The following is an 11,929-nucleotide window of genomic DNA, read 5'->3' as shown; positions in this document are numbered from 1 at the left end:
AGAACAGGGTTCTGTACGGGGAAATCCAGTATTGGCGGCTTGAGCGCCTGATCAGCTTTTTCAGTTGCTGATCGGCCCGCTCGGCCGCTCCGTTCCCCCCCGACTTCGCCCTTTCCGTTCCATCATCTTGCGTCCCAGGAGACTGAGATGACCCAGAAGATTGCGCGCTTTTTCGAAGAGCAGCGCCCGCAGACCCCTTGCCTCGTCATCGACCTGGATGTCGTCGAGCAGAACTACAACGATCTGCATGACGCCCTGCCCGACGCCCGCATCTTCTATGCGGTGAAGGCGAACCCGGCCGCGGAAATCCTCAGCCTGCTGGCCCGTCTCGGCTCGGCCTTCGACTGCGCCTCGGTCCCGGAAATCCAGATGGCGCTGGCTGCCGGCGCCACCCCGGACCGCATCTCTTTCGGCAACACCATCAAGAAGGAGAGCGACGTCCGCCGCGCCTTCGAGCTGGGCGTGCGCCTGTTCGCCTTCGACAGCGAGCCGGAGCTGGAGAAGATCGAGCGTGCCGCCCCCGGCGCCCGTGTGTTCTGCCGCATCCTGACCTCGGGCGAAGGCGCCGAATGGCCGCTGTCGCGCAAGTTCGGCTGCGACCTGCCGATGGCGCGCGAGCTGCTGCTGAAGGCCCGCGACATGAACGTGCAGCCCTATGGCGTGTCGTTCCATGTCGGCTCGCAGCAGAAGGACCTGATGCAGTGGGACCACGCCATCTTCCAGGTGGCGCAGCTGTTCCGCGAGCTTGAGGTGCTGGGCGTCGACCTGGGCATGATCAACCTGGGCGGCGGCTTCCCGACCCGTTACCGCACCGACGTGCCGGAATGCACCGCCTACGGCCAGGCGATCTTCGACTCGCTGCGCACCCACTTCGGCAACCACCTGCCGGAGACCATCGTGGAGCCGGGCCGCGGCATGGTCGGCAGCGCCGGCATCATCGAGAGCGAAGTGGTCCTGGTGTCGCGCAAGTCGGCCGAGGATCCCAAGCGCTGGGTCTACTTGGACATCGGCAAGTTCGGCGGTCTGGCCGAGACGATGGACGAGGCGATCCAGTACCCGATCGAGGTGCTGGGCGACGAGCAGGATGAGGACCGCGAGGCGGTGATCCTCGCCGGCCCGACCTGCGACAGCGCCGACGTGCTGTACGAGCGTGCCGACTACAAGATGCCGATGGGCCTGAAGTCCGGCGACCGCGTGCGCATCCACGCCACCGGCGCCTACACCACGACCTACTCGGCCGTCTGCTTCAACGGCTTCGAGCCTCTCAAGCACTACTGCATCTGAGGATACGGGCGGGGGGTTGCCCTGCCCGGCTTCAGTCCACCAAGAGAAAGCCCGCCTGCCGGTTCACCCGGCGGCGGGCTTTCTCTTTTCCAGCCGGCGATTTTTTGTGCAGCTTATTTTTTGAGCACGCCTAAGCATCGGACAAAGAAAAAGGCCGCCTCCGATCAACGGAAGCGGCCTTTTTCAGTGCGTTCGCCGGCCGGCGTACAGGCGCTCATTCGCGCCAGAACGGCTTCGACATCTCGCGCTCGGCATCCAGGCGGCTGAAGCCGATGTCCTGGAGCATACGGTCGTCCAGATAGCCCAGTTCACGGCGGGTGACGACGCGCTGGCGCCACAGGCCCAACAGGTTCGAGGCGATTTCGACGACATGGCCGAAGGTGGTGTTGGCGTGGCCGGTCTCGGCCGAGTGCAGAAGGGTTGCCATGATGGAGATTCCTGAGATGTCTTGTTTTGGAGGGTCCGCCGGTCGGCGATCACGTCCTCCTTGTGTGGAAATATAATTATGCTTCTTTGAGCCATGTTGCCACCCCCGACGGCAACATGCCCGCTTTGCAGGCAGCGAAGAACTCGCCATGGAATGTCACCGATCTGTGGCAAAATCGTCATTGCGGATACTTACCGTTCGCTAGACGGACAATAAAGGACCTCCACATCGGCACCCCCTGGACAAGGCAGACCGACTTGGGCCATGTATTGTTTTACTTACGGATCAATCCTGCGGACCAGTGGACAGGCTCATGAGCAGCATCCCCAGCCCCGCCGGCACCCCCGCCGGCCAGCAGTTCGAGACCATCGGCTTCGATGGCGACGACACGCTCTGGCACAATGAATCGCTGTTTTCGATGACGCAGGACCGCTTCCGCGCCCTGCTCGCCCACGCCGCCGACCCGACCGACCTGGACCGCCGCCTGCTGGAGGCGGAGCGGGCGAACCTCGGGGTCTATGGCTATGGCATCAAGGGCTTCGTGCTGTCGATGATCGAGACGGCGATCGCCGTCACCGACGGCCATGTCCCCGCCCGCGACCTGCAGAGCCTGATCGACTTCGGCAAGGCGATGCTGGAGCATCCGGTGGAGTTGCTGCCCGGCGTGAAGGAGGTGGTGGAAACGCTGGCCGGCCGTCACCGGCTGGTGCTGATCACCAAGGGCGACCTGTTCGACCAGGAAAGCAAGATCGCGCGCTCCGGTCTGTCGGACCTGTTCCAGGCGGTGGAGATCGTCAGCGAGAAGGACCCGGCCACCTACCGCCGGGTGATGGACCGCCACGGCATCGACCCGGCCCGCTTCCTGATGGTCGGCAACTCGGTGCGTTCCGACATCCTGCCGGTGCTGGCGACCGGCGCCCATGCCGTCCATATCCCCTATGCCATCACCTGGGCCCATGAAGAGGCCGAGGTGCCGGATGAACATTACCGCCGGCTGGGGTCGGTTCGCGACTTGCCGGCATTGCTGGCCGACTGGTAAGGAGCCCTGACGATGACCCTGCCCATCCCCCTGTCGCTCCTGGCCGACCTCGACGGCATCACCCCCGAAACGGGCGCACCGGCAGCCGAGCGCATCCTGTCGGGCGCGCCGGTCTTCACCAGTTGGAACGGCTACGAGTCGCCCGATGGCAAGCGGTTCGCCGGCACATGGCGGTCGACGCCCGGCTCCTGGCGCATCGTCTATGACGAGTGGGAATATTGCGAGATTCTGGAAGGCGAAAGCATCGTCGCCCATGACGATGGCCGGTCATGGACCTTGAAGGCCGGGGACCGTTTCGTCATCGAACCGGGATTCCAGGGAAGCTGGACGGTGATCGCGGCCACCACAAAGCGCTATGTGGTGATCCTGCCCTGACCCTAACCGGTGATCTCGACGGACTGCTGGACGGTGTTGTGGCTGAGGATGGTGACGGCCTTGCGCCCGATCTCCACCGCCAGCACGCCCAGGACGAGGATGGAGGCAACCAGCATCAGGCGGGCGATGTCGCGGGACCAGACGCGTTTGCGGGCATTGGCCCGGCGATGTGCGCGGAGTACCGCCTGAGCGGCACGGCCGGGCAGACGCTGTCCCATCCAGGCGGTGGCGGCCATGATGCGCTCCCTCACCATTCCCAACAATCGATATGCTTTTATATAAAATTTTATCTTGTTCGGCAAGAGACGAGTCCCGCAGCGGATTGCCGCAGGACTCACCCCGCAGAGGCGACGCTTACTCCTTGAAGGCCACCTCGCGCTGGCGGCGGAAGGCCGGCAGCAGGATCAGGGCCAGCAGGCCGGCGGCCACCGCCATCAGGCCGGCGCTGATCGGCCGGGACACGAAGATGCCCAGGTCGCCATGCGACAGCAGCATCGCCCGGCTGAGATTCTCCTCCAGCAGCGGGCCGAGGACGAAGCCGAGCAGCAGCGGCGCCGGTTCGCAGTCCAGCTTTTTCAGCACATACCCGAACAGGCCGAAGCCGGCCATCATCACCACGTCGAAGACGTCGTTGCGCAGGCTGTAGGTGCCGATGCAGCAGAAGACCAGGATGGCGGGAAACAGGTAGGCGTAGGGAACGCGCAACAGCCGCACCCAGATGCCGATCAGCGGCAGGTTCAGCACCACCAGCATGATGTTGCCGACCAACATGCTGGCGATCATGCCCCAGAACAGGTCGGGCTGCTTGGTCATGATCTGCGGGCCCGGTGTGATGCCGTGGATCATCATCGCGCCGATCATCAGCGCCATCACCGCGTTGGACGGAATGCCGAGGCTGAGCATCGGGATGAAGCTGGCCTGGGCGCCGGCATTGTTGGCGGCCTCCGGCCCGGCGACACCCTGGATGGCGCCCTTGCCGAAGGCAGCCGGATCCCGCGCCACCTTCTTTTCCAGCGCATAGGAGGAAAAGGCGCTCAGCGTCGCCCCGCCGCCCGGCAGGATGCCGAGGAAGGCGCCGAGAGCCGTGCCGCGCACCGCCGCCGGCCAGGCGTCCTTGAAGTCCTGCCAGCTCGGCCACAGCCGGTGGATCGGCGAGGGCTCGATGCCGCGCCCCTCCGTCTCCTCCAGGTTGATGATGATGTCGGCCAGACCGAATAGCCCCATGGCGAGCGGCACGAAGTCCAGCCCGTCGTAAAGCTGCGGGATGTCGAAGGTGAAGCGCATCTGGCCGGAATTGACGTCGGTGCCGACCATCGACAGCAGCAACCCGATCAGGATCATCGCCACCGCCTTGACGACGGAGCCGTGGGCGAGGATCACCGCACCAATCAGCCCGACCAGCATCAGCGCCACATATTCCGACGGACCAAAGGCCAGCGCCACCCCGGCAAGCGGCGGACCGGCGACGGCGATGACCAGCGTGGTGACGATGCCGGCGAACAGCGAGGCCAGTGCCGCGGTCGCCAGCGCCACGCCGCCGCGGCCCTGGCGCGCCATGGCGTTGCCATCCAGGCAGGTCATGACGGACGAGGATTCGCCCGGCAGCTTCACCAGGATGGCGGTGGTCGAGCCGCCATACTGGGCGCCGTAGAAGATGCCGGCCAGCATGATCAGCGCGCCGACCGGTGGCAGGTAGAAAGTGATCGGCAGCAACAGCGCCACCGTCGCCGTCGGCCCCAGCCCCGGCAGAACGCCGATCAGCGTGCCGATCAGGGCGCCGAGGAAGCAGTAGAGCAGGTTCATCGGCTCGACCGACACGCCCAGCCCGAGCCAGAGATTGGCGAAGACGTCCATCATGGCCAGATCTGGAGCGGCAGGCCCAGTCCCCAGGAGAAGATAGCGACGCAGGCGGAGGCCAGCGTGGCCCACAATGCGGTGAAGGGACCCGGGCGCAGCGGCCGGCCGGCCAGCCCGCCGATCCCGATCAGCGCCAGGATGGCGAGCACCAGTCCCAGCTTGTCGAGCAGGGCGGCGAAGGCCACCACCGCGACGGTGATGGCGACCGACGGCCTCCATGCCCAGGCCAATGCCGCCGGCGCATCGGCGGTCAGGGCGCGAAACATCGTCGCGAGCCCCGACAACAGCAGGAAATAGCAGACGAGCCGCGGGAAGAAGCCGGCCTGCATCAGGGCCAGCGACCCGGCCTCCCAATTGCGCGCCAGCCACAGGCCGCCGAGTGCGATGGCGGCGAGCAGCAGCCCGGCCGCCAGGTCCTGGGGCGATCTCAGCCGGAAGGCAGCCGGCCGTGGCGATCTCAGGGTATGTGTCATTGGATGGATGTCCGCTCTCTCAGGCACGCAACGGCGAGTAGGCCGGGTGCAGCGCTCTCGCTTCGTGGAACGAGTTCATCGGACGAGGGGCACGGGAGGGAGCGGGCCCGCGCCCAACCGGGCGCAGTCCACACTGGCCGTTCCGAACCCTCGGCACCCGAATCCGCGGGTTGCATTATCGTCGCGCAGCGCATCTCCGTCGAGTGTCATATGCATGACGTTGCGCGCTTTAATTCGCGATAAAAGGAAATTTTCAAACTTTATCCGCGGCATTTCGCGCGGAGACACCCTTTTCGATATCAATAAATTTAGCCAATACACGCACAAGCGACGGCGTGTGGATGCGGGTGCCGAGGCGAGCGGAGCCGGCGCCGGCCCCATCGGCACGAAAGAAGGGATGGAGCGATGACAGCAGCGACCCGATTACTGCGCATGGCCGGCGGCCGTGCCGCATCCCTTTTCGGCACGGCACTCGCGGCGCTGGTTCTGTGCGCTGCGGCCGCCCCGATGGCGCAGGCCGCCTATCCGGAGAAGCCGATCACCATGATCGTGGCCTATGGGGCCGGCGGATCGACCGACGTGACGGCCCGCATGCTGGCGCCCTACATCGAGCGGTATCTGGGAGGCGCCCGGATCGTCATCCTGAACCGTCCCGGCGCCGGCGGGGAAATCGGCTTCGCCGCCATCGCCGACGCCGTGCCCGACGGCTACACCATCGGCTTCATCAACACGCCGAACCTCATCACCATCCCGATCGAACGGCAGGCGCGCTACGGCCTGGATCGGCTGGATCCGCTGGTGAACATCGTCGACGACCCCGGCGTGATGACCGTCCGCGCCGACAGCCCGTTCCGCTCGGTCGCAGACGTGGTCGCCCAGGCCAAGTCCAATCCCCGCGCTCTCACCGTCGGTTCGACCGGCATCGGCTCCGACGACCATCTCGCCATGCTCCTGCTGGAACGGCAGGCCGGGGTTCACCTCACCCATGTGCCCTTTCCCGGCAGCGCCGAGAATTACCGGGCGATGCTGGGCCAGCACATCCAGATCTGCGACCAGAATCTGGGCGAGGGGCTGCGTGGACTCGCCGGTGGCGATCCGGTGCGGATGCTGGGCGTGATGAGCCGATCGCGCTGGGACATGGCACCCGACCTGCCGACCTTCCGCGAGCAGGGCTATGCCATCGACATGGTGTCGATGCGCGGCATCGGTGCTCCGAAAGGCCTGCCGCCGGAGATCCGCCGCCCCCTGATCGAGGCGATCACCAAGGCCGCCATGGATCCGGAATTCCAGGCCAAGGCGCGCGAGACCTTCCAGCCGCTGCGCATCGTCGGCCCCGACGCCTTCACCGCCGAGTTGATGCAGCTGGACGGCGAGTTCCGCAGCCTGTGGACCGAGATGCCCTGGAAGTGACGGCCTGGATATAAGAACCGATCGCGAAACGATCTCTTCTGTTACGCATTCATTCCGGTATCGTAACGGATCGGATCGGTCATTCCGGCTTCGGAAAAGCCCTTGAGACGCAGCAGGCAGCTGTCACAGGCGCCACAGGACAACCCCTCCGGCGTCGGATCGTAGCAGGAGTGGGTGAGGCTGTAGTCCACCCCCAGCTCCAGCCCGCGGCGGACGATGGCGGCCTTGTCCAGCGTCATCAGCGGTGCATGGATCCTGAAGCGGCTGGTGCCTTCGACCCCGGCCTTGGTGGCGAGGTTGGCGAGTGTTTCAAACGCCGCGATGTATTCGGGCCGGCAGTCGGGATAGCCGGAGTAATCCAGCGCATTGACGCCGATGAACAGGTCGGATGCTCCCAGCGTCTCCGCCCAGGCCAGCGCAAAGGACAGGAAGACGGTGTTGCGCGCCGGGACATAGGTGACGGGGATGCCCTCGCCCAGCCCGGCCTGCAGATCGGCGGTGCTGTCGTGCTTCGGCACGGCGATGGAGTCGGTCAGGGCCGAGCCGCCGAAGGCGCGCAGGTCGATGTCGGCGATCACATGCCGCTCCACCCCCATCGCCGCGACCACCCGCCGCGCCGCTTCCAGTTCCACCGAATGGCGCTGGCCGTAACGGAAGCTGAGCGCATTGACCCGGTAGCCCTCGGCCTTGGCGATGGCGAGCACCGTCGTCGAGTTCGAGCCCGCCGCTGACCAGCACCACCGCGTCCCTGACACCGTTCCGATCCGCCATCGCACACCTGCCTTTCCGAAACCGTCCACCGACAAGGCGGACATCCCGCGACAGCTTCTGGCACATCCGGGCGGCACAGGCCAGATCAGGACATCGACGCCAGCAACTCCGCGATGGTCATGATGCGCGAGGGCGGCAGCCGGATGGTGGCGGTGCAGCCCTGCCCCGGCGCGCTGTCCAACGTCAGCGTGCCGCCATGCGCCTCCACCAGACGCAGCGCCAGCGGCAGGCCGAGACCGATGCCTTCGTGACGGCGGGTGACGGTCTGGTCGATCTGGCCGAAGGGGGTGAGCGCCTGCGCGACGTCCTCCTGCCGCATGCCGACGCCACGGTCGCACACCGACAGCTCCACCCAACCATCGGCGGCGAGCCCTGCGGACAGGCTGACCGGACCACCCGGATGACTGAACTTGATGGCGTTGGACAGCAGGTTCCCCAAGGCCTGCCCGAGGCGGCGGTCGTCGCCGCGAATCGGCGGCAGGTCGCCGTCGGCCATCACCTCGACCGTCACGCCCTGACGGGTCGCATGGAAGCGCAGATCCGCCACCGCGCGCTCGATCAACGCCGACAGGTTCACCGATCCTTCGACCAGCGACAACCCGCCGGCATCGACGCGCGCCATATCGAGGATGTCGTCGATGATCGCCAGAAGCTGTTCGCCGGCCTGCCGGATCGCCCCGACGCAGTCAGCCATTAAGTCATTCTGCCGCCCGCCCGCCGCGGCAGTCCCGGCTTGCGTCTCCAACAGTTGGGAGAAGCCGATCACCGCGTTCAGCGGGGTGCGCAACTCGTGGCTCATCGTCGCAATGAAGGTCGATTTCGCCTGGTCCCCGGCCTCCGCCGCCTCTTTGGCTGCCAGAAGCTCGGCTTCGACCCGCCGACGCTCGGTCACGTCGCGAAGAATGGCGGTGTAGAGCCGCCGCCCCTCCACCTCGCTGGCGCTGACCGACAGCTCGACAGGAAAGCGGGTGCCGTCGGCACGTTCCGCCTCCGCCGCACGGTCGCGGGCGACCAGGGCGGTGGTCTGGCCGGGAGCGAACTCCAGCCGGATGCCGCCCTCCTCCCTCAAATCGGCCAGCGGGATCAGGCGGTCGAGCGGGCGCCACAGCAGGTCGCCCGCCGCAACGCCGAACATCGCCTCCGCCGCACGGTTGAAGCTGAGCAGCACGCCCGCCTCGTCGACGGTCAGGATCGCATCGGCGGCGGTGTCGAGAACCGCCTCGTTGCGCGCCTCCGACAGGCGGAGCGCGTTGGCGGTGAGCACATATTCGCTGACGTCGGTGATGGTGGCGATGGTGCCGCCATCCTCCAGGCGGATGCGCTGGCACAGCACCCGGCGGTCGGCCCCCGTCCCGTCCGGATCGTGGAAGCGGAAATCGGTCGTCGCGGCATCGCAGCCCGAGTCCAGCCGCCAATCCGCCGCCACCCGCTCCCGGTCCTCCGGATGCACGGCATCGAGCCAGCCCCTGCCGAGCAGCCGGTCGGGCTCCAGCCCGGTGATCCCGGCCAGACGGGCATTGGCGAACTGCACCTGCCCTGTGGAATCGGCCTGCAGAATGCCGACCGGCACCGCCTCCGCCAGGGTGCGGTAACGCGCCTCGCTGGCGCGCAGCCGCTCCGACAGGGCGATGTGGTCGCTGATGTCGCGGATGTTCAGCACCAGCCCGCCGATGGCCGGGTCGGCTAGCTCGTTGCGGGTGGTGACCTCCAGCCAGCGCCAGCCGCCATCGGCATGGCGGAAGCGGAAAACGGCGCGGCCGCTGCTGCCCGCGGGAGCGTTCACGCGGAGTTGCAGCCTGTGCTGCGCCTCCTCCACATCGTCGGGGTGGATATGCTCGCCGAGCGATGCGCCGGCCAGCGCCTCCGGCGGATAGCCCAGCAGGTCGCCCGCGGACTCGCCGATGTGGCGCACGCGCCCGTCCGGCGACAGCACAGCGACAAGCTCGCGGCGATCCTGGAACAGGCCGCCGATCCTGAGTTCCCTGGACAGGCCATCCTGCAAGACGACACCCCCGACCCTGATGCGGACAGCGGGATTGCGCTCGATCCCGCCGTCCGCAGGGTAATCAGAGGGCGTTAACGGTTCATGTCAGGATCAACCCCACTCCGGGTGCATGATTTCCGCGTTGAAACCCCTATCCCCGCCGCAGGGACAGGAAGGAAGCCAAGGCTTCCAGCACCGAATCGGGGGACTCGGTCATCACCATATGCCCGGTCTGCGGCAGGACGACGACCTGCGATGTCTTGACGCGGGCCGCCAGCGACCGTCCGGCCTTCGCCGGGGTCATCTTGTCGAGCGCCCCCAGCAGGAACAGCGCCGGACAGGCGACCATCGCCGCGGCATCGGCCCCCTGCCCATAGTCGTTGCAGGCGGCGAGGTCGACGCCCAGCACGCCCGGACGCACCGAATCCATCAGCCGGCGCCCGCCGGGGATCAGCGCCAGCCCCGGCGTCGGGCAGCCGCCGCCCTGGGCACCGCCATGGCCGCGCGGGCCGGAGCCCCAGCCGATCACCATCTCGATGGCCGACTGTTCGCCGGCATGGGCCGCGGCCAGCAGGTCCGGATGGACCGGCATCCGCTCCGCCACGCCCAGCAATGCCACCGCCTCGACCCGGCCTCCATGGCGAGCGGCGGCGTCCAGCGCCACCAGCGCGCCCATGGAGTGGCCGACCAGCGCCGCCCGCTCCAGCCCGGCGGCGTCCAGCAGGGCGATCACCCAGTCGGCGATGGCGGCGATGCTGTCCAGCGGCCCGCCGCCGGAACGGCCATGGCCGGGCAGATCGACCGCCAGGACGGAGCGGCCATGGTGGGCGAGATAGCGGCTTTGCAGGCTCCACACGCTGTGGTCCATGCCGGCGCCGTGGATCAGCACGACAGCCGGACGGGCGGGGTCGATGTCCCGGCCGCCGGTGTGGATGAAGACGGGGTTTCCGTTGACGGTCAGCTGCATGGCGCGGCCCTCAGCCCTTGGTGGCGGCGCGCAGCGCCTGCTTCAGATCGTCGATCAGGTCTTCGCAATCCTCCAGCCCGATGGACAGGCGGATCATGTCCTCCCCCACCCCGGAGGCCTTGAGCGCCTCGGCATCGAGCTGGGCGTGGGTGGTGCTGGCCGGATGGATCACCAGCGACTTGGCGTCGCCGACATTGGCGAGGTGCGAGAACAGCGTCAGCAACTCGATGAAGCGCCGTCCGGCCTCGCGGCCGCCGCCCTGCGCGCCGGCCCGGATGCCGAAGGAGATGATCGAACCGGCGCCATGCGGCAGCAGCCGGGCGGCCAGAGCATGGTCGGGATGATCGACCAGTTCCGGGTAGGAGACCCAGGCGACCGCCCCCTTCTCCGAATTCAGCTCCCCTTCCAGGAAGCACACGACCTTGCGGGCGTTGTGGATGTGGCACTTCATCCGCAGCGGCAGCGTCTCCACGCCCTGCAGGATCTGGAAGGCGTTCATCGGGCTCATGCAGGCGCCGAAGTCGCGCAAACCCTCGGCACGGGCACGGGCGATGAAGGCGGCCGGGCCGTATTCCTCGGCGAAATCGATGCCGTGATAGCCGGCATAGGGCTCGGTCAGGGTCGGGAACTTGCCCGATGCCTCCCAGTCGAAGCGGCCGCCATCGATCACCACGCCGCCGATGGCGGTGCCATGCCCGCTCAGCCACTTGGTGCAGGAATGCATGACCAGATCGGCGCCATGCTCGAACGGCCGGCAGAGATAGGGGGTGGTGAAGGTCGAATCGATCAGCAGCGGGATCCCGGCCTCATGGGCGATGGCCGCGACCTTCGGCACGTCCAGCACCTCCAGCCCCGGATTGCCCAGCACCTCGCCGAAGACCAGCCGGGTCTCATCACGGATCGCGGCGCGGATGCCGTCGAAGTCGCGCGGATGGACGAAGGTGGTGGTGATGCCGAAGCGCGGCAGGGTATACGCCAGCAGGTTGCGGCTGCCGCCATAGATGGAGGAGGAGGCGACGATGTGCCCGCCCGCCCCCATCAGCGTCATGATGGCGAGCGTCAGCGCCGCCTGTCCGCTGGCGGTGCAGACCGCGCCCACCCCGCCTTCCAGCGTCGCCAGCCGCTCCTCCAGCACCGCGACGGTGGGGTTGGAGATGCGCGAATAGATGTGGCCGGGCCGCTCCAGGTTGAAGAGCGCCGCCGCCTGATCGACGTCGCTGAAGACGTAGGAGGAGGTCAGGTGGATCGGAACCGCCCGTGCCCCGGTGGCCGGATCGGGCTTCTGCCCCGCATGCAGGCTCTGCGTATCGAACTTCAGGAACTTGGCGCCCGCCATGCTCCC

General features: G+C 67.2%; 12 protein-coding genes and 1 pseudogene. 5 read left to right on the top strand and 8 right to left on the bottom strand.

What is annotated here, in order from left to right:
- Positions 1 to 147 precede the first annotated feature (147 nt).
- Positions 148 to 1,284 carry a type III PLP-dependent enzyme gene (locus ACWPN3_RS26735; protein ID WP_109452139.1) on the top strand — a complete coding sequence of 379 codons (1,137 nt, stop codon included), beginning with the start codon at positions 148 to 150 and terminating at the stop codon, positions 1,282 to 1,284.
- A 214-nt stretch (positions 1,285 to 1,498) separates the two neighbouring features.
- Here ACWPN3_RS26735 and ACWPN3_RS26730 read toward each other — a convergent pair whose 3' ends face one another.
- A complete protein-coding gene (locus ACWPN3_RS26730; RefSeq protein WP_098740467.1) occupies positions 1,499 to 1,711 on the bottom strand; it encodes a DUF1127 domain-containing protein in 213 nt (70 codons plus the stop codon).
- Positions 1,712 to 2,024: 313 nt separating this feature from the next.
- Between ACWPN3_RS26730 and ACWPN3_RS26725 the strand changes: the two genes are divergently transcribed.
- Entirely contained in the window at positions 2,025 to 2,750 is a 726-nt protein-coding gene (locus ACWPN3_RS26725; protein WP_492240059.1) for an HAD family hydrolase, read from the top strand.
- Positions 2,751 to 2,762: 12 nt separating this feature from the next.
- A complete protein-coding gene (locus ACWPN3_RS26720) occupies positions 2,763 to 3,125 on the top strand; it encodes a cupin domain-containing protein (protein WP_492261837.1) in 363 nt (120 codons plus the stop codon).
- A 2-nt stretch (positions 3,126 to 3,127) separates the two neighbouring features.
- Here ACWPN3_RS26720 and ACWPN3_RS26715 read toward each other — a convergent pair whose 3' ends face one another.
- The 3 genes from ACWPN3_RS26715 to ACWPN3_RS26705 form a co-directional block, all read right to left on the bottom strand.
- Positions 3,128 to 3,361 carry a hypothetical protein gene (locus tag ACWPN3_RS26715; RefSeq protein ID WP_109452145.1) on the bottom strand — a complete coding sequence of 78 codons (234 nt, stop codon included), beginning with the start codon at positions 3,359 to 3,361 and terminating at the stop codon, positions 3,128 to 3,130.
- Between the two features lie 118 nt (positions 3,362 to 3,479).
- Entirely contained in the window at positions 3,480 to 4,982 is a 1,503-nt protein-coding gene (locus ACWPN3_RS26710) for a tripartite tricarboxylate transporter permease (RefSeq protein ID WP_376958371.1), read from the bottom strand.
- Complete coding sequence (locus ACWPN3_RS26705; RefSeq protein WP_109452147.1) at positions 4,979 to 5,455, bottom strand: tripartite tricarboxylate transporter TctB family protein; 477 nt, start codon at positions 5,453 to 5,455, stop codon at positions 4,979 to 4,981. Before ACWPN3_RS26705 ends, ACWPN3_RS26710 begins: the two co-directional genes overlap by 4 nt.
- A 214-nt stretch (positions 5,456 to 5,669) precedes the next feature.
- Between ACWPN3_RS26705 and ACWPN3_RS26700 the strand changes: the two genes are divergently transcribed.
- Both ACWPN3_RS26700 and ACWPN3_RS26695 read left to right on the top strand, forming a co-directional pair.
- Complete coding sequence (locus tag ACWPN3_RS26700) at positions 5,670 to 5,864, top strand: hypothetical protein (RefSeq protein WP_146208108.1); 195 nt, start codon at positions 5,670 to 5,672, stop codon at positions 5,862 to 5,864.
- The gene (locus ACWPN3_RS26695; RefSeq protein ID WP_492240057.1) at positions 5,861 to 6,865 is read left to right on the top strand and encodes a tripartite tricarboxylate transporter substrate binding protein; all 1,005 of its coding nucleotides are present in this window, start codon (positions 5,861 to 5,863) and stop codon (positions 6,863 to 6,865) included. The genes ACWPN3_RS26700 and ACWPN3_RS26695 overlap by 4 nt, the downstream gene beginning before the upstream one ends.
- A gap of 41 nt (positions 6,866 to 6,906) precedes the next feature.
- Here the strand turns inward: ACWPN3_RS26695 and queC are convergent.
- The 4 genes and pseudogenes from queC to ACWPN3_RS26675 all read right to left on the bottom strand — a co-directional run bounded on the left by queC (position 6,907) and on the right by ACWPN3_RS26675 (position 11,923).
- Positions 6,907 to 7,636: pseudogene (gene queC, locus ACWPN3_RS26690) on the bottom strand (7-cyano-7-deazaguanine synthase QueC).
- Between the two features lie 85 nt (positions 7,637 to 7,721).
- Positions 7,722 to 9,638 (bottom strand): PAS domain S-box protein, encoded by a 1,917-nt coding sequence (locus ACWPN3_RS26685; RefSeq protein ID WP_492261836.1) that lies wholly within the window; start codon positions 9,636 to 9,638, stop codon positions 7,722 to 7,724.
- 133 nt (positions 9,639 to 9,771) lie between these two features.
- Complete coding sequence (locus tag ACWPN3_RS26680; protein WP_492240055.1) at positions 9,772 to 10,587, bottom strand: alpha/beta fold hydrolase; 816 nt, start codon at positions 10,585 to 10,587, stop codon at positions 9,772 to 9,774.
- A gap of 10 nt (positions 10,588 to 10,597) precedes the next feature.
- Positions 10,598 to 11,923 carry an O-acetylhomoserine aminocarboxypropyltransferase gene (locus ACWPN3_RS26675; protein WP_492240054.1) on the bottom strand — a complete coding sequence of 442 codons (1,326 nt, stop codon included), beginning with the start codon at positions 11,921 to 11,923 and terminating at the stop codon, positions 10,598 to 10,600.
- Between the last annotated feature and the right edge of the window lie 6 nt (positions 11,924 to 11,929).

This window comes from Azospirillum sp. UENF 111221 (genome assembly GCF_058780625.1).
Note: the sequence above shows the minus strand (reverse complement) of the source record. Positions and strands in the feature narration are given on the sequence as shown.